This is a genomic window from Priestia sp. LL-8 (assembly GCF_036227845.1).
Classification (GTDB): domain Bacteria; phylum Bacillota; class Bacilli; order Bacillales; family Bacillaceae_H; genus Priestia; species Priestia zanthoxyli.
The window spans coordinates 1,753,753-1,771,101 of the sequence record NZ_JAZAQH010000001.1 but is presented as its reverse complement, the minus strand read 5'-3'; the positions used below and the strand labels follow the sequence as shown (position 1 = coordinate 1,771,101).

Annotated in this window: 23 protein-coding genes; 9 read left to right on the top strand and 14 right to left on the bottom strand. The window is 30.7% G+C overall.

Annotated features, from left to right (window positions below; all coding sequences use genetic code 11):
* The first annotated feature begins 3 nt into the window (after positions 1-3).
* Positions 4-369, top strand: a complete 366-nt coding sequence (locus U9R83_RS27680) for a DUF4181 domain-containing protein (RefSeq protein WP_394804560.1) — start codon at positions 4-6, stop codon at positions 367-369.
* 560 nt (positions 370-929) lie between these two features.
* On the opposite strand, the gene U9R83_RS08960 is transcribed toward U9R83_RS27680, so the two are convergent.
* The 3 genes from U9R83_RS08960 to U9R83_RS08950 all read right to left on the bottom strand — a co-directional run bounded on the left by U9R83_RS08960 (position 930) and on the right by U9R83_RS08950 (position 2,419).
* Positions 930-1,484, bottom strand: coding sequence for an SF0329 family protein (locus U9R83_RS08960; protein WP_243550614.1), 555 nt, complete (start codon positions 1,482-1,484; stop codon positions 930-932).
* Between the two features lie 114 nt (positions 1,485-1,598).
* On the bottom strand, positions 1,599-2,096 hold the full coding sequence (locus U9R83_RS08955; RefSeq protein WP_243550611.1) for a hypothetical protein: 498 nt from the start codon (positions 2,094-2,096) through the stop codon (positions 1,599-1,601).
* A gap of 182 nt (positions 2,097-2,278) precedes the next feature.
* The gene (locus U9R83_RS08950; protein ID WP_179863812.1) at positions 2,279-2,419 is read right to left on the bottom strand and encodes a hypothetical protein; all 141 of its coding nucleotides are present in this window, start codon (positions 2,417-2,419) and stop codon (positions 2,279-2,281) included.
* A 255-nt stretch (positions 2,420-2,674) separates the two neighbouring features.
* Between U9R83_RS08950 and U9R83_RS08945 the strand changes: the two genes are divergently transcribed.
* Positions 2,675-2,953, top strand: coding sequence for a hypothetical protein (locus tag U9R83_RS08945; RefSeq protein WP_243550609.1), 279 nt, complete (start codon positions 2,675-2,677; stop codon positions 2,951-2,953).
* Between the two features lie 709 nt (positions 2,954-3,662).
* Here the strand turns inward: U9R83_RS08945 and U9R83_RS08940 are convergent.
* Positions 3,663-4,091, bottom strand: coding sequence for a hypothetical protein (locus tag U9R83_RS08940; protein ID WP_243550607.1), 429 nt, complete (start codon positions 4,089-4,091; stop codon positions 3,663-3,665).
* A gap of 198 nt (positions 4,092-4,289) precedes the next feature.
* Here U9R83_RS08940 and lepB point away from each other — a divergent pair, with 198 nt between their 5' ends.
* The 3 genes from lepB (at position 4,290) to U9R83_RS08925 (ending at position 6,535) form a co-directional block, all read left to right on the top strand.
* Positions 4,290-4,844 (top strand): signal peptidase I, encoded by a 555-nt coding sequence (lepB, locus tag U9R83_RS08935; protein WP_328575199.1) that lies wholly within the window; start codon positions 4,290-4,292, stop codon positions 4,842-4,844.
* Positions 4,845-5,049: 205 nt separating this feature from the next.
* Positions 5,050-5,304: a hypothetical protein gene (locus U9R83_RS08930; RefSeq protein ID WP_049164752.1), complete on the top strand. Its 255-nt coding sequence runs from the start codon at positions 5,050-5,052 to the stop codon at positions 5,302-5,304.
* A gap of 40 nt (positions 5,305-5,344) precedes the next feature.
* Positions 5,345-6,535 carry an FtsW/RodA/SpoVE family cell cycle protein gene (locus tag U9R83_RS08925; RefSeq protein WP_316909903.1) on the top strand — a complete coding sequence of 397 codons (1,191 nt, stop codon included), beginning with the start codon at positions 5,345-5,347 and terminating at the stop codon, positions 6,533-6,535.
* Positions 6,536-6,835: 300 nt separating this feature from the next.
* On the opposite strand, the gene U9R83_RS08920 is transcribed toward U9R83_RS08925, so the two are convergent.
* The 4 genes from U9R83_RS08920 to U9R83_RS08905 form a co-directional block, all read right to left on the bottom strand.
* Entirely contained in the window at positions 6,836-7,111 is a 276-nt protein-coding gene (locus U9R83_RS08920; protein ID WP_316909902.1) for a hypothetical protein, read from the bottom strand.
* Between the two features lie 12 nt (positions 7,112-7,123).
* Positions 7,124-8,086 carry an anti-sigma factor C-terminal domain-containing protein gene (locus tag U9R83_RS08915; RefSeq protein WP_328575198.1) on the bottom strand — a complete coding sequence of 321 codons (963 nt, stop codon included), beginning with the start codon at positions 8,084-8,086 and terminating at the stop codon, positions 7,124-7,126.
* 2 nt (positions 8,087-8,088) lie between these two features.
* A complete protein-coding gene (locus tag U9R83_RS08910) occupies positions 8,089-8,574 on the bottom strand; it encodes an RNA polymerase sigma factor (RefSeq protein WP_316909900.1) in 486 nt (161 codons plus the stop codon).
* Between the two features lie 586 nt (positions 8,575-9,160).
* The gene (locus tag U9R83_RS08905; protein WP_316909898.1) at positions 9,161-9,724 is read right to left on the bottom strand and encodes a hypothetical protein; all 564 of its coding nucleotides are present in this window, start codon (positions 9,722-9,724) and stop codon (positions 9,161-9,163) included.
* A 534-nt stretch (positions 9,725-10,258) separates the two neighbouring features.
* Here U9R83_RS08905 and U9R83_RS08900 point away from each other — a divergent pair.
* Positions 10,259-10,519 carry a hypothetical protein gene (locus U9R83_RS08900; RefSeq protein WP_099331481.1) on the top strand — a complete coding sequence of 87 codons (261 nt, stop codon included), beginning with the start codon at positions 10,259-10,261 and terminating at the stop codon, positions 10,517-10,519.
* A 131-nt stretch (positions 10,520-10,650) separates the two neighbouring features.
* Here the strand turns inward: U9R83_RS08900 and U9R83_RS08895 are convergent, their stop codons facing one another.
* From U9R83_RS08895 to U9R83_RS08885, 3 genes are all read right to left on the bottom strand, one after another.
* Positions 10,651-10,782, bottom strand: a complete 132-nt coding sequence (locus tag U9R83_RS08895) for a hypothetical protein (RefSeq protein ID WP_265589654.1) — start codon at positions 10,780-10,782, stop codon at positions 10,651-10,653.
* A 375-nt stretch (positions 10,783-11,157) separates the two neighbouring features.
* On the bottom strand, positions 11,158-12,384 hold the full coding sequence (locus U9R83_RS08890; RefSeq protein ID WP_099331482.1) for an MFS transporter: 1,227 nt from the start codon (positions 12,382-12,384) through the stop codon (positions 11,158-11,160).
* 92 nt (positions 12,385-12,476) lie between these two features.
* On the bottom strand, positions 12,477-13,058 hold the full coding sequence (locus U9R83_RS08885; protein WP_098113790.1) for a DUF2087 domain-containing protein: 582 nt from the start codon (positions 13,056-13,058) through the stop codon (positions 12,477-12,479).
* A gap of 273 nt (positions 13,059-13,331) precedes the next feature.
* On the opposite strand from U9R83_RS08885, the gene U9R83_RS08880 reads away from it, so the two are divergent.
* Positions 13,332-13,823, top strand: a complete 492-nt coding sequence (locus U9R83_RS08880) for a hypothetical protein (RefSeq protein ID WP_243550605.1) — start codon at positions 13,332-13,334, stop codon at positions 13,821-13,823.
* 64 nt (positions 13,824-13,887) lie between these two features.
* Here U9R83_RS08880 and U9R83_RS08875 read toward each other — a convergent pair whose 3' ends face one another.
* From U9R83_RS08875 to U9R83_RS08865, 3 genes are all read right to left on the bottom strand, one after another.
* Positions 13,888-14,511: a suppressor of fused domain protein gene (locus U9R83_RS08875; protein ID WP_243549107.1), complete on the bottom strand. Its 624-nt coding sequence runs from the start codon at positions 14,509-14,511 to the stop codon at positions 13,888-13,890.
* Positions 14,512-14,636: 125 nt separating this feature from the next.
* Positions 14,637-15,113 carry an immunity 26/phosphotriesterase HocA family protein gene (locus U9R83_RS08870; protein WP_243549106.1) on the bottom strand — a complete coding sequence of 159 codons (477 nt, stop codon included), beginning with the start codon at positions 15,111-15,113 and terminating at the stop codon, positions 14,637-14,639.
* 113 nt (positions 15,114-15,226) lie between these two features.
* The gene (locus tag U9R83_RS08865) at positions 15,227-15,562 is read right to left on the bottom strand and encodes a hypothetical protein (RefSeq protein WP_316909894.1); all 336 of its coding nucleotides are present in this window, start codon (positions 15,560-15,562) and stop codon (positions 15,227-15,229) included.
* Between the two features lie 155 nt (positions 15,563-15,717).
* Between U9R83_RS08865 and U9R83_RS08860 the strand changes: the two genes are divergently transcribed.
* Both U9R83_RS08860 and U9R83_RS08855 read left to right on the top strand, forming a co-directional pair.
* Entirely contained in the window at positions 15,718-16,635 is a 918-nt protein-coding gene (locus U9R83_RS08860) for a DUF4240 domain-containing protein (protein WP_243549105.1), read from the top strand.
* Positions 16,636-16,657: 22 nt separating this feature from the next.
* Positions 16,658-17,329, top strand: a complete 672-nt coding sequence (locus tag U9R83_RS08855) for a hypothetical protein (RefSeq protein ID WP_243549104.1) — start codon at positions 16,658-16,660, stop codon at positions 17,327-17,329.
* Positions 17,330-17,349 lie beyond the last annotated feature (20 nt).

The following is a 17,349-nucleotide window of genomic DNA, read 5'->3' as shown; positions in this document are numbered from 1 at the left end:
GAGTTGAATATTATTGCTAAAAACATTTTATACCTCTTACTATTATTGTTAGTAGCATCTCTTATTACAAAGTATCTTGCTATAAAATTAAATGTTAAAGATGACCACGACGCTGAAAAAAATTATGTAAACAAGTGGCATAAATGGGTAGAAAAAAGTTTTTATATTGTTTTTATTATACTCTTTATTGCTTTTGAACAGGTTCCTATGTGGGTCATGTTAATTATTTTCTGTTTATGTTATTTAAGTTTCCGAATCTTTATGGAGTGGAGATATAACAGAGAAACTAGGGAATATTTAATATCATTTAGTCTCCTGATATATTTTTTAATAGCAATTATTATTGGAGCAATATTGAATGTTTTCTAATGGTTTATTTATACATACACAAGGAGCTATGTACGTTATAAAAAGCATAGAAAATAAATACACTATAATACATAAGAGCAGGTGGAAATAATTTTTATACCTATATTAGTTTTACTAGTTGGTTTGTATCTATTAATCTCGGGAATTTTAATCATCGTAAAAGATAAAAACACAAAAGGAAAGACTAAAAAAACTTTAGTTTTTTTAGCAGTAGCATCCGATATAGTTACTGATCCAGTGTCGTCTTCTGGGTTCCGTATTATGCTTGGTGCTGTTCTTATAATAGGTGGATTAATTTTATTATAAGAAATACCTATTGGTATATAACTATGTTTCAAAAGGATTCATATCGATTAACCGGTATGAATCCTTTTTTATTACTAAAAACGTTCGTAAAAGTGCATGGATTCCAGAAGACGTTCGTAATTGTTTTTATAACTTAAGCAAACGATAAAGATGATAGATTTCTTACGAAAAAGAAAAGTTCGTAAAGGTATACTTTTACGGACGATACACTTGATTACTACCAAAGAAGGCTCTAAGATAGCCTTTTTAATTTTCTATGTATTTAATCGGTTTTTATACGGCGTAATCCCTTCGACCTCACACCTTAATTCATAAAACTTCCTAATTAAAGGATGCAAAATAAGGCTGGAACCTATTGCCTCCAGCTTTCTTTTACCTAGCCTTTTATCTAATAATGAAAGAGCCTGAATTATATTATCCTTAGAATTTAATGCATTTTCTATTGAGAAGTGAGGATACTGAATAAAAGCATCGTAAACAAGATCAACATTAAAAATACCTTTGTATTCCAGGATGATAGTAGAGTATTCTCCATCATCTACGTTCCCAATAAATTCTGGAAAACACTCATATAAACAGCCTGGAAAAGATTTATCTGTTCTCTCCTTTATTTCTATCCAAAGCTTGTCATGCTCCATTACATAGTGAGCTGAAGAAGCATTAAAAATTTCTTTTTTGTCTAACGTAACCCAAATACGTTTTTGCTCCCCAAAATTAACATTATAATGGGTCAAATGAATACTCAATCTATCTTTTAATTTATCGCAAATTAAATCTTCGATATTTCTTTTTACCTTTGTCCACTTCATGCTTATAATCCTTTTCTTTAATAAGATGATACATAATACCAGTTTTTATGTACCTTTTCTATTTGTTTAAAATCTCCATCGAAGTCGCTTTTTAGAGGTCTCTGGTCGTTTGGGTCATATACAAATCCCGAAAAGTTGTCTAGCATCCCACGATATGTAAAGAACAGGATTGATTTTGCCTTTCCTTTCCCTTCTAGCATAATGTCCCCCCCCACCTTTAGACAACCGATTATATTCCTTAGATAAGTGAATAAGTGATGGATTATCAGATACATTAGGTTTTATGATGCCATTCTCTACTTTAGTTGCAACCTCTTCTCTTTTATCTAGATGGACTTTGAAGTTCATATCTAAATTAACTTGATTAAACGGAAAGAAAAACCATATTAAAATAGTTATAAGCTGAATAATCAAAGGTTGCCAATACTTATATTTAAAAAGATGAACCAGGGTCCACCCAGTTACAAAGATAAAAGATGCATATACACCTAGCCAAATGGGCAGCATTAAAAATTCCGTTATAAGATCAACTAAATCCCATTGAAAAAAAGACGTTAAAATAACTAGTAAACTACTTATTAATGATAAAAATAACAATTGATTACGTTTCACAAATATTCCTCTTCCTGAAATAATTAATTTTAATCTCATCAAATATCCATTATAGGATCATCATAATGGATAAATAAAATTAGCTTAGATGAATGTTCCTGGTATGCGTTTTATATCAACTTATGATATAAGGAAATTAAAAAACCTTTGAGAGCATTCATTCCCAAAGGTTTAAGCCTTAACTATTTATTTATCGTAAAGAAAGGTAATCCCCTCATTGGTACATGGTAATGCTTCAATAATACCCAAATAATTAGGACAGCTGCTAAGCTCCCAAACGATAGTAAAAGTTCTAGAATTTCTACTTCTTTGTCTGAATTCATATGTATCATTCCTCTTAATGAATATGTAAGATATTAATAATAACTGGAATAATATTAATATATTTACTTAATAATTTATATCTTACATTTTTTCTAGTTAAGTTTAAAGGTGTTTTTGAAGTTTTTAACTAAAAATTAGGTTTACCATACTATTTGCTTTTTATAATCGTCATTATGGTAACTAAAAATGTCTACTTTTGTGGACGGTGCAGTTTATAATAGGATAATACATACAAAGTAAGGTGAGATATATAAATGACGGATTTTTTATCAGATGTTTTATCAAGCTTAGTTCCTGTTATTGATACTCATAAGAGTTTAAACACACAAAAAATTAACAAGCATATTGAATTGTTAAAACAACAACATTGGTTTAGAAACATTTACGAGGATGACAAATACTACGCATTACTTTTTGGAAACAGACGAGTACGATTTTATCTGCAGAGTAGCCTGCGCATCAAAAGGATGATTCATAAGAAAAAGGTGCAGGAGAAGTTCCTTACGTTATTAAATAAAGAGTTAAAAGGATAATTTTTTAGAAGGTTAGACCTTATAAAAAAGTTTTATACTGAAGAATAAACAACAGAAAGCAATAGATCCCTAGGGATTATTGCTTTCTACTAATATTTTCATTTTCAATATAAGAATATAAAATCTTCAAACACACTGCGTCTTCATGATCACACGAAATAGAAGTTATATCTTCAAGCTTTACGATTGCTTCACCGTCAGGTTCTCCATCATTAGTCAGAGTAAAAATAATAGTCAAAGGTAGAAAGTCTTCCAATAATTTAGGAGGTTAAATCTTGAAACCATTTTACAGATTTTTATTAACCTTTACATTCTTTTTCATCAGCAATTTAATAGTAAATTCCTTTTTTAAGCATAATTTGAATATCCTAACAGCCTTTTCAGTTGCATTTGGTAGTGCATTCGGTTTGTTCCTTGTTGAAATCTATGCGATAAAAAAGTTGTTCAAAGATGTAAAAGATGAATGAAACACACATTGTTTAATGACCGATAAGAAATAAAATGGTGTCAGTAAAAACTGACACCATTTTATTTGCTATTCAATTAGGGAATTTGTACTCAAAAAGTGTGCGAAATCACTTGTTTTTTTATTCGTTTTTTAACATTTTCTACTTCAAAACTGAACTACTTAAACTTATCAGGTGCTTTTTTTGTACCGATAATGATGATTATGTTAATTACGCTTGTATAGAGTATACGTGCTGTCTATCTAATGTGAAGGACTCTTTTTCAATCTATAATTCCATAAGATTGAGCAAATCCCGAAGGGGACAGAACAACTTAAAGCAAGAATACAAATACGTTTGAATGCCAACAAATTTACGCCGTTTGTACCATCATCTAATGAGATAATAAGTGAAACTATCGTTGCACCTATTACTCCAAAAATAATGTATAGTGCTATTTCTATTAATTTTTTATATTTCCCATTTCTATTTTTAATTAAGATATCAATCAAAATAGATGATGGTATGCCTAACACAGTAACAATTGGAATAATATACATTAATCCAAGAACTAAGCCAGCTATCAAATTATTAAAAGTGATTTGTTCATATGAAGTATCAAAGGTTGCTACAGCAACTACTAAGCTACCACATAGAGAAGAAATCAGCACTGATATGATTTTTTTAAACATAATATAATCTCCTAGTAAATTTCTTAATTTATATATAATAGCATTTTTAGTAAATAAACACTCTATTTTTATTTACTACCGAGAAAAAACATTATGTTGACTAGTATATATCATGTTTTAACTGTTAAATTTAAGATTAATTTCTATATATTATGTTATAATTTTAAACATGTATTAAAGTTATAGAGGAGTTTTCAATTGAAACGTAAAGATATTTTTTCATGGATTAAATCAATTATTATTGCTTGTATTTTAGCTTTTGTTGTAAGAGAATACATACTTGCCCCTATAGTAGTGAACGGTAAGTCAATGATGCCAACTCTAAAAAACGATGAACATATTATTCTTAATGAAGTGGGTAAAAATAAGGAAAATAATATAAAAAGATTTGATATTATTGTTTTTCATGCTACAAAGGAAAAAGATTATATTAAAAGGGTAATTGGTTTACCTGGTGATCATATAGAATATCGTAATGATACGCTATATGTAAACGGAAAAAAATATGAGGAACCTTATTTAGATCAATACAAAAAGGAAAAGGTAACAGGTCCATTAACTGAGGATTTTAAACTTGAAGAGTATACGGGCAGTAAAACAGTTCCAGAAGGCCAATTGTTTGTCATGGGAGATAATAGAATGTATAGCTTAGATAGTAGATTCCCTAAGGTCGGAACAATTTCAGTAGATAAAATTGTAGGAAAAGCTAAATTAGCTTATTGGCCTTTGAAAGAAGTTCACTGGATAAAATAAAGTTTTGAAAAGTTCCCTGATAAGTGGGAACTTTTTTGTTTGTTTCGGTAACACGTATTATGTTAACTATTAATATATTTTTCGGTACTATTCCTATCTTATTTAAGGTTTTGCTATGGTATAATTATAACCTTGTTTACATTTATGGTTAATACATGGTAATTAACCATATGATAGGAATTTTATTTGGCGGTAGGAGTGTTATATGAAGTACGTAGAAGTTGTCACAGAAAGTAGAATAAGAACAATCTCTTTAGTACTACTACTTATTTTTATGAGTTTAGGGTGGTATTTAGATAGTTCTTTTTGGTACAAGGCAGTCATCATGGTTGTCTCAGTTGCATTTATCTTACATAGTTTACATTATTATTTAGCAGGAAGGAACAAAACAGTAGGTACTATGGCTATAGTAGCAAGTTCAACCTTTGGTTTGTTTAATTTATTGAGAGTTTTTCTCTAAAAACATATTTTTTTATATTGCAAGAAATGAGGATTTTTCTATGTTCAAAAAGGTTTTAAAGTGTTATGACTATAAGTTTATTATAGCTTTAGTTATCTTAAGTATGATGGGTTTAATTATGGTTTACAGTGCTAGTATGGTAACAGCTATCGCTCGATATGGATTCACGGGTGATTACTTTTATCAAAAACAAAAGCTTGCACTTATAGCAGGGATTTTCTTTTTCTGCGTTACAGCTGTTATTCCTTATAAGATGTACCAAGAAAAAAGATTCTTGATGCTTGCATTAGGAGGAATAACTACCCTTTTAGTTCTGGTACTTGTATTTGGACATACGGCAGGAAATGCAACAAGTTGGCTTGTACTTGGTCCAATTAGAATACAACCATTGGAATTAACAAAACTCGTCATTATTGTCTATTTAGCAGCCGTTTTTACAAATAAACAGGAATATATAAATGACTTAAAACGCGCAATTATTCCACCGATTCTTATTGTATTTTTTCTTTGCTTTTTAATTGCTATGCAACCTGACTACGGTGGGGTTCTTCTTATTCTAGCAATCGTTGCAGCCATTGTCTTATGTTCTGGTATTTCTAGAAAATCCATGCTAAAAATTGCGATGCTAGGAGTAGTAGGCATAGGAATTATGCTTGTCGTTTTATTAGTAACTGGACATATTGATACAGTCTTCTCTCCTGTACGTATCTCTCGTTTTACAGGGTACTTACGTCCATTTGAAAATCAACAAGGCGATGGTTATCAGCTTGTTAATTCTTATTTAGCTATAGGAACCGGAGGGCTACAGGGTCTAGGTCTAGGGCAGGGTGTACAAAAAGCTGGTTATCTACCTGAATCTCATACAGATTTTATTATGGCTATCATTGCAGAAGAACTAGGTTTCTGGGGTGTACTTATCGTTCTGGGTTTATTATTTTTTATTGTTATTAAAGGGCTAAGAATTGCACAGAAGTGCAAAGAACCTTTTGGAGCATTAATGGCTATAGGTATTTCGGTTATGATTGGTATTCAAGTATTTGTAAATCTTGGGGCAGTAACTGGTATCTTACCTATTACAGGTGTAACTTTACCATTTGTAAGTTATGGTGGATCTTCCCTCACGTTATTAATGTTATCTATGGGCGTACTAACGAATATCTCGATGTTTAATAAGTTTGAAGAAAAGCATAAGGGTGAATTAGTTAAACAACGTAAGTTAAAGAGTGTTTAAATTGAGTAAAAAGGCGTCTTATAAAATAAGACGTCTTTTCTATTTGAGATAGTATGTTTTTTGTTAATTGTACTTATTCATCTTAAATATTTGGCAAGATTCAGATGATTTAGGGCCATTTTTAAAAAGTAATTATAGGTAATTAAAACTCCTTTATCATGTGTAGCTTAAGCGAGTTTTTTAGGTTTCTGTAACATGCCTTATGTTAACTACAAAAGTATACTTTTACGAACGTTGATATTTTCTATATGTGATGATTACAGCTAAAAAAAACCAGTCCACGTTAGACTGGGATTGTTACTATGGTTGATAATTTATAGTTAAACTAAGGATAGACACTACTACAATAAAGATAACTGGAAATGTATTTAAGAATATTCCCCATAATCCTTGTTTTCTACTTTCTTTGCTTAAAAGTCCGATAAGTCCAAGAGCAACTCCAATAATTTGAATTAAAAAAAATGTGTTAAACATAGTATTAAAAAGTAAATTCATGTTTAAAAAAGTTAAACTAATTAAACCTAAAATGATTGATGAATAGCTTGATTTATTAAAGTAGCTATAACCTAAATTCATTTTACTAACCTCCTATTCATTCCAGTTCCAAAAATCGACCTTGCCAATATACATTCCTCGTATTTCTTTTAGCTCTTTCATTTTTAAAATTTCTTTTGATGGTCCGGTAATTACTACCCCGTAAATATTAACTCCATTTTTATTAATGTATTTCAAACGCTCTTTTGCTGCTATTGAGGATTCACCCATAATATTTTCTGTAAGATTATTTTGTTCATTTAAATACTTCAGTTGTTCTATGAATAATTCTTGGCTATTCTTAGCTGTAAAATGTGAATTAGTGGGAGAAGTGTTTTTTTCAGGGTACCCTATAGGTGTAACAACAGTTCCATTACTATCTTCCATAGTCTTCTCTACTCCAGTATCAACTGCATTCCAAAGTATTTTTACATCATATTTGGATACAATATCTTCTATTGTTTTTGATTTGTAAGCTTTATCTAAAGAGAGAAATACTTCAGACACTGTACCACTAGGGATTTGATTTAAATTATCCCAACTGCTTTTTAAATTAAAAGGTGCACTTTGCGTAGGAGGGACAAATGCAAATTCCTTTTCTCTTAAATCCATGGGTATTGGCTGGATAGTTAAATCAACTGTAGAAGTTTTCTTTACCCCAAATCCTATATCTGATTTATATTCACCCACTGTTAAGTTATTAGAACCAACTTGTTTATTTATAGGTGCTGAAATACTAAAACCGAAGAATGGATTAAATTCTGACTGCACTTTATCATCATCTATGTTTAAATTTGGCTTGGTTAGTGAATAAACGGTTTCTAGTGTTAAGATTTCATTATTAGCTTTATTATTAATTGAGTAGTATATAATAGTAGAAAGATACCCTATAGGCAAGATTAATAATAAAATAGAAAAAATAATAATAATTGTGTTCCACCTTGCTCTAAATTTAGCAAATCGTATAATTTTATTTTTTTTGTCTTCGCTAATATAGAAATCTGACTCTTTATTCATCATTATTTCTCCTTGAAATTTAATTTAATTGATTTTCTTGCTCTATAAACGAGGGTTTTAAAAGTTGATGCTTTAATATTCATTATTAAAGCTCCTTCTTCATAGGTTAACTCTTTAAAATCTTTAAGGATAATTGCTTTTTGTTGTTTAACAGGAAGATTATTAATGATTTTTGCAACATTGGAAATTTTCTCGTTAGTAATGATCATTTCTTCTATATTAATTTGATTTTTATCAACTTCATAAAAAAATTCAGAGGTTAGAATGATCTTTTTTTGTTTTCTAAAAAAGTCAATAAAACAATTCTTAGCAATTGTAGTTAACCAGCCTTTTAAATTATCTGACTGATAGGAATCAATGTTTATATACGCTTTATAAAAAGTTTCCTGCAGTATGTCCTCAGTGTGATGCTTATCTCTTACTAATGAGAAAATATACTTATATAAATCGTTGTAGTATAATTCGAAGATTTCTTCAATTGAATTCATCTGCCTCCTTCTCTCCTTTCTTTATGAACGTAAAAAAAATGAAAATCGTTTCAAATTATGTAATATTTTTTCAAAAAAGGCATAAAAAGAGGTCTTTAACCCGTCGAAATACAGAGGTTAAAGACCTTATACATTGACAAATATGGATTTCTTTTTTGTTTTAAATAATATGCCTTTGTTAATTTTACTTATTCATCTCTGCAATCCAAGCTAAAACAGTAACAATCCAACCTACTATTAATGAAACAGGTAAAAAGATTGTAAAAAATATATCCCATCTATCTGGGGGGCCAGTTTGAGTTTTTTTGCTCATATAATCGTCCTTTGTATGTGAATTCTCTGAGAAGCAGCAATAGTTTTTAACATTCTCATCTTTAATTGTATATATATTCCTCTTATTCTATCAAAGGGAATTATGAATGTACACGTTAACTCTATTTCCTGTAAAGAAAATTAATTTTAATGAAAACCACGATTTTTTTAAACATTACGTCTAAATAAAGAATATTGGTTAAAAGGATGGTCAGGATATTGGAAAAGATAAAAAAAGAAGGTAAAGAATACCTTCCTTTTTTCTATTATTAAATTATGGTTGTGTGGTTTCTAAATTGTCGAGCTTCCAATGCACGTTATCTAACGGATCATTTTTACTGTCTATATATAAATAGAATTGATCTAATTCCTTTACATCTTTAATTAAGAACGAAACATCAAAAACTATAGATTGCCCTTGGGGGAGACTATTATATATTTGAGCATCGTTAGGAAGAGCTTTTCCTACAACCTTTTGTTTTGTTTTTTCGTTTTCTATCCAGAACTTTAAGGGAGAAAGGTTAACAGCTGTACCGTCATCATGAACGTTTTCAACCTTAATTTGTGCGTTAATTGTTCCTGAACTTTCATTTGTTTTTTCGTATGTTCCAGTTAAAACAGATATAAGATAATCTCCGCCTTTAAAGCTTTCTCGATAGGACAAAATTCCTTTCTCTAATTTCTCCATCTCTAACCTCTCCTGCTTTTCTGCAGGAGTTAAAGTACTCTCAACTTTCTTTTGAGGTTCTGCTTGAACAGTTTCTTTCTCTTCACTACAAGCTGTCATAAGGCTTGTAACCATAAATGCTATACAAGCTGTTGCTATAATTGATTTCATCGTATACCCTCGCCACATTCAAAAATTTAGTATCAGGTTAATTTTACATCAAAAGGAAATAAAAAGAATTATATTTGTGAGAATAGCATATTTTAAGAGCGAAGATAATGTTACTTTAACATTGTTAACAAAATAAAAAGCCACCTCGGCATTGGCAAGCGAGGTGGCTCTTTGTAAGGATTCATCAATATGAGATGAACGATTATCGGACTTAAAGTGTAACATAACATGCTTTGAAATGCTATTTTTTGGGTGTAAAGCATATGAATAAAAGGTGCGCTTTTTATGCATCATCTCTTCAACTACCTGTAGGGAGAACTCCGTCATATCAACGATGTATAAAAAGATGCATATTCTATAAAAGTGACTCTGTTAGAACCCTTACTCCCAGAAGGGTTCTCTTTTTTCATGTCTACCGGAAAGAGACATTATGTTAACTAACTTTGTATATCATATACATCAACTTTTTGCATTTATTTGATAAAATACTATAAATGCCTAATTTCAATGATGGATTAATGGGAGGTGAATGTAATGAATGAGCCGATTGTCAGTGAATTAATAAATAAACTTTCTCTATTGTCACCTGACAAAGAGTACGCTGAATTAGCAGTTGATTTAAATGATATTTGTGAAAGTAGTGAAAAACTTAAGTTATTAATCAAGCACTTATGTCATTCTTCTCTAGACAAGGAAACGCTAATAGATCAGTTAATGGAAATAGAATTAGAACTTGACCATATCAATTGGCATTATAAAAGTTTGAAAAAAGAGTTAAAATCAATAACCCCATAAAAAACAAAAAAGAGGCAAACTAATTTGTCTCTTTTTTTGTTCTTAGAAGATGGATTATGTTAAGTGTAATTAGAGAGAATAGGGACTCTAGCTTCTTATAAAAGAAAGGTTAGAATCCCTTTTTTATTTGTTTAAGATGGTACTTTCTTTGAACTTCTGGAGACTTTCTTTGCTGCAAAAGAAAAAGCATCTGGAACATAGAAAATAACACTTAAGATTCCTCTCATAGCTAACTTAGTCATTGAAAAAGCTAGTTCCATCATTCATTCCCTCCTTTTCATTACATATTTTATCATAATTTACCGAAAATTCTTTATATATACAGTTCCTATAACGCACATTATGTTAATTAAAAGACTTTATTTATCCATAAATGTTATTATTTAGATTATACGTTTATAAGTACTAAGAAGGAGATATGGATATTAAATGAGCAGTTTTAAGAAGATACTCATTGGAATTATAATGGCCTTAATATTACTCTATATTGGAGCTCAAGTTGTCATGACTAGTATAGATTGAATTCTAGTAAAACTATTTGATAAGAGGCAAGAAGCATCTAATAGCTAGATGCTTCTTTTGGTGCCTAGAATGTGGATTATAGTGACTAAATAAGGCCTGATTTTATTATAGATACCTCATGTATTTTTAAGATCTGAAGCCTTTAAAAGAAGTAGTACACTAAATAATACAATCACGATACCAGCACATAAGAGAATAAATTTAATATCGACATTAATGCTAAGAAGAGTGGAAACTAATCCATAAGAAACTGGAATAAGCCCCATGGAAACCATTGTATTTACACTCATAACTCGACCTACTATGGTTGAGGGTGTTTTCTCCTGTATTAAACTAACTATGGGAATATTAATACTTGATACACAACATCCAATAGCTAACAAAATAGCAGCAGCAAGCCAGAGATTAATTCCTTGGCTAAATATCATAAGTAATGACCCTTCCAAGAATATGAAAGAAATTGCAAGTTTTCCTCTATTCCTTTTTATGTTCAACCAGCCCATGATTATAGCTCCTAACAACATGCCACTAGCAAACGAACTTTGTAAAATACTTAAGTAAAAAGCATTTCCTTTAAAATGATCCTCTGCAAGGATAGGGATGCTTAACATGAGAGGTCCAATAAAGAATAAGTTGACAATAATAAATGTCACCATGACTGTCAGAAGAAACGAGGAATCTTTAACATAATTAATTCCTTCAGCTAAATCCCTTAAGATAGATGTTTTCTTGGGCCTTAATGTCTTCTTTTCTTTGATGAATTGTAACAAGATTATGCTTATCAAAAGTGTAAAGCCAATTATCAGAAAGATGGTTGAATATGAGAAAAGTGAAAGGAGAGTAGCACCTAAGACAGGGCCAAACATGACAGAAAGCTGATTCGTTGTTTGTATTACTGAATTCGCTCTGACTAGTTGTTCTTTATGAATAATCCCTGGAACAATTGCATCTCTAGCTGACCAAAAAAATGCATCTGATGCCCCAAATAATAAAGCAAATATAAGTAAGGCAGAAAGAGATAATAAATTATTTGTATAGAATAAAGCCATCAGAAGTAGCATAAAACACCTAGTTAGTAATGAAAAGAATATAACTCTAGATCGTCTGTATTTATCTGATACAACGCCTCCTATGACCATTAATAATACTCTAGGAATCGTAGTCGCCATTAAAATAATTCCTAAAGAGCTCTTCAAGTTTAGGTAATTGACTACATACCACTGCTCAATAGTTAAATACATTGAAATAGAAAGGCTTGAAAATATACTTGCTACCCATAGATAAATAAACTTTCCTTTCCAAATACCTGTTTGTACTTTAGCCTCTTTAGTTATTGGAATCACATTTACACCTCATTCTTATTAAAAATAACAGTAATCTAATTAGATAGATATCGAATTAGTTGGATTGAAAAATGAACGAAGAAACGTTCATTTTAAAAGGTAACAGGCCACATCTCTTTTGGATTTAATTCATATTCTCCATTTTGCCTATACATGAAGTGTTGCATAATTAATTCTCTACGAATAGTCGCATAATCTTCATGATAGTTTTTTATATATTCATTAAGATCCCTTTCTTTATACGTTTTTCCTTGATGTAAATCACGTATTAAATACGCTAATATAACGTTCTTTTTCTTTCTTTGACTCGGAATTTGTTTCAATGTCCCGTCGCTATTTATAAAATTTTTAACAATAGATAACTTATCTTGATTATTGATTTTACTATCTTGGTTCTCCATAGACTCCTCCCCAATATTTAAGATAGCTTTTGAATTATATTCTAGCCTTTCACTATCGAGGTAAAAATAAATAATGTTCCCTTGTCTTCTTTGATAAACTAACCCTACATCTCTCAATTTTGAAATATGGTGAGTAATGGTTGGCGGTTGTAACCCAAGTTTATAAGCGATTGCTTGCCCATGAAGAGGGCCTTTTTTTAATAAGGAAATAATTCTAATTCTTGTGGGGTCTCCAACTGCCTTATGGTAATTGACTAATTTATCTAATTGCATAATTTAATACCTTCCTCCTCCAATTCGATTATTATCTAATTAGATAATAATCGAATTGGAGGTCTGTGTCAAAAAGTACCAGATTGATAATTTCCTATAATATGGATTATGTTAATTAAATTCGGAGAGCATGTAGTCCTTGATCTTAGAGTCATTTTGCTATAATGAATAGTAGAATTTACATATAGGAGAATGAGTTAAAATATCAAGTTTAATTATTATTTAAAAGGTTATGGCTGGGCTAAGGTACTTATTGAGATTGATTCAAATAAATTGGAATTTACTCCAAGCTATTTAACAGATGCTTTTGGAGATCTATTAAGAAGCCTTGTCTCTTTATTAATACATGAAGAAGAGAATGCAACGGTAATTTGGAATGAAGAACCAAGCGAAATAGAATGGACGTTTGTTCGTAAAAATAGTGACGAGTTATCTATTAAAATTACTTTGTATGAAGACACTTATGAAACAGGTAAGGCAAAAGGAAAAGTTCTTCTAGATACAAATTGTCTTTTTGTAGATTTCGTTAAGGAAGTAACAAATGAGGCTGATCAATTACTCATTAATAATGGAATTTTAGGTTATCGTAACATATGGGAAATGCATGAATTCCCAATAAGCAGTTATTTGCAACTAAAAGATTTTTTAAAGAACGGTAAAGTGACAATAGAGAATAGTTCTGATAGTCACCCTGTTAATTATGATGATGAAAAAAGCAATTTGAAAAAAGAGCTTGATATTCTTTATCCTCTGGTAACAAAATAGGTTCCTGGAACGTGTTTTATGGTAACTAGGTTTGTATATAGTATTCATGGATTACGTTTAGTGCTTACAACGTCGATTCACGTTCAGAATTACATAAAATCACTGGATCAATATCTTTTTCAATCCATAAGTTTAATAGTTTTGTAAAGTCTTGCTTGTCTTTTATAAAGTTCTTTTCTTCTTGATGAATGGGCAATAGCCAAAATAGTTCAATACGTTTTTTATCAAAAATATCTAATAGGTAGGCTGTATTTTCTGTCTCCATGATAGGAGGGCATATCAAAAGACTATTCATTTTAAAAGACGAATGTGTTTCAGAGTTGGAAATAGTTTGTCCATAATCCAAAGATGTATGGTTATAGAAAGGGTATTTAGATAGACCAACCAATAATTCTATAATTTCTTGATTTGATTTTTCATTAAGCCAAATTAATTCAGACCTCAGACCATTTATCATTTTCTTTTTAGACATACCAATTGTAATGTATGTCCAAACAGGTCTGTCGTTCTGTGGCGAAAATTCTATAATAAACAAACTACCTTTATCATTGGAGACTTGACTTTTTTCTATCTCTTCAAGCACGGATTCTTGCCATTGAAACTTGTATATACGAGAAGGAGGTCCGAAAGAGTCACAATAAGTACTATAAATGTCTGTGTTTTTTAATTTCTTAAGTCTATGCAGCAAATTATTCTCTCCTTATCTGTCTTAAATACTCTTATATTTATTATAAGAGTATTTAAGATAAGAAAAATTTCATTATTTCCGATAATTTTGGTTACGGTAACTCGATTTATATATAATATTCGTGTTTATTTTTTAACAAACATATCTTCGGCTCTAAATTTGATGACGTCGTAACCCCATGTAGAAAAAGTACTATACAGTTGATGTTCTTGTCTCGTTATAGGCCGAATTTCTGTGTATCCTTTTTGCAACATACAATTATCTGCAAAGGCTTCCTGTGATCTAAAATAAGCTACCTCTAAATTGTCTAATTCTAAATCCCTATAACCAGAAATCATGCCATCTAAGGCTGTTTCTTGTATCATTTTGATGTGTACATCACCTTGTTCAAGTATGATTTGTCCTTTCAAATCCTCACTAGTAGGTGGTTCATCTCCTACCCAATCCATTAAACCAGCGATGAAGTGTTTTGTATATTCAAGACTAGTTTCTAATACTCTACCACAAGCAAATCTTCCGTCACTTAAAGGAATGGGCCAAAATTGACCGGGCATGAGATATCTATTTGATTTTGGATAAAATGGATATGAAATTTTCTTCACTATTTGGATGTCCTCCTCGAATGATACTAAATGCTCTTTAGCATTTAGTTTAGCAGATAACTCTAATCATTCCTTTGTATAAGGATCGGCTATGTTAACTAACTTTTTATATCTTATTCATCTAAATAAATGTTGATCATTTCTATACCCTTTAATATATAGTTACAGCCTTCAGCTGTTTTTGAAGCTAAAAACTCATTAATTGGGTCACCATAGTATTGCCATTTATCAGAGATCGTCTCCAATAATTGAGTTAGTTCGTTGAGACTTAAACCTTTTTTCACAATTAAATTTAGTTCTACAACATATACATCATCAAATTTCCAGTAAGGCTCTAATTTTTCTATGTTAGCTTTAACTAATATTTGGTTTATCTTTTCCAAAAAAAATTTAAATTTTTTTTCAGCTTCAGTTTTATTTTTTGCTGTAACATATAAACGTACAAACAATATTAATACCTCCTATAAAAAGGTTTCTATATAGTTCTAGGATATTATTATATAAGGGATTACTAGAGTAACTGGCTCTGTCTATTATATACACTTTTAGCATTCCTTGTTATTCTACTTATAACTAAACTTTTAACTGAAAGGAATTACATATAGTGAACTCAAAGAGAGCTGTGCAAGTAGGAGATATATTTGCTACTCCATTGCCGATGAATAAGTATGGTGCAGTTAAAGTAATGAATATAATTGATCGCTCTTATCTTCTTGGTATTACAAATTATATAGGTGAACAGAGGCCTACAATTGCTAATCAAAATGTTCGTCAAATTTTAATTACTAAGTCTTTACTTAATGAAAAAGAAGAACCGACATTTAAGTGGGTAGATGGAAGATTACCTGAAGAGTTAATCTATATTGGAAACATTCCTTTAGTTCAAGAGGAATTGGGTATAGAGTCAAATGTGTACGGAGGGATATGGTCAAAGGAATGTGGGATGGATGTTTACTATAAATGGCGAGAAGAAACAGATCCTCAAGGGTTTAAAAGTGAGATGCAGAAGAAAATAGAAGAAGCTGACGCCAATGCTCGTAGAAACAAGATTATGAAACCAAAGAAAATGATAGATGATCAAGTCTTCTGGAGCATTATCTCTTTATTAGATTGGGGTAAAGAAGATGAAGAAGCGATTGTAGAGGCTGCTATTAAGGAACTTTCTACTTTCACTGCATGGAAAATAAGACATTTTGAAGAAACTCTCTCTTATAAGCTTTTCTTATTAGATACAGAAGAACATGCAAAAGAAATTGGTGAATACAGTTTTTCTCAACAAGATCAACACTTTTCACCTGACCTTTTCTTATATGCCAGATGTGCAGTCGTCGCTCATGGTAAAGAAGTTTTTGAAGATATCGTATCCAATCCTTCAAAAATGCTTAAGGACACTGAATTTGAAATTTTATTGTCTCTTTCATCAGAAGCTTATTATGTAAAAAAGGGTAAAGAATTCGAATATGAAAGTGGATGTAGTTATGAGACATTTTCAAATAAAGAAGGGTGGTCAAATACTCTTTAAGAACAAAAAGTGGGTGCTTACAATGATAAATAGACCTTATGGACAGCATTGGAAGGGGCATAAAGGCTTTAGAGCTATTGAAGGTAATGATGTTTATAATCATCGTTTTGGAGGACAAGAGTGGAATGTACCAAAATGTCGGTTATGTGGGGAAGATTTACATCAGATTTTATGTTTTGATCTAAAGGATGATCGATTAAGTGAACTTAGAACTTCTAAACTAGAAGAATTACCTTTAACATCATGCTTAAATTGTTCTACTTTATGGGAGCCTCAACTATTTCAATTAAATCCTACAACAAAAAGTGTTACTGTTTTGATTCAAAATGATAAGGAAAAATGGATTCAAGACGAAGAAGGTAAAATACCTGTTCCTCTTCCTTATGCGAAATTCAAACTTATCGATATGTTAGAAGAAGATATACCAGTCAATGAAGATGCCTACTACGATGCATTTGACTTATTTGGTCAGGAGTACATATGTAGAGTGTTGGGAGCACCTCTATACGTTAACAAGCCAAATGATATAAGCTGTCCAATCTGTAACCATGACATGAAATATGTTTCCAGTATCGCTCATGATTTTGAAGTAGATCTTGTATCCGGTGTGGACCTTTTCCTAGGAGAAATGATTATTTATTTTTATTTTTGTAAGGAATGTTTAACCCTAAAAACAGAGATACAAGGTACATAACAACTACATTAACCATAAAA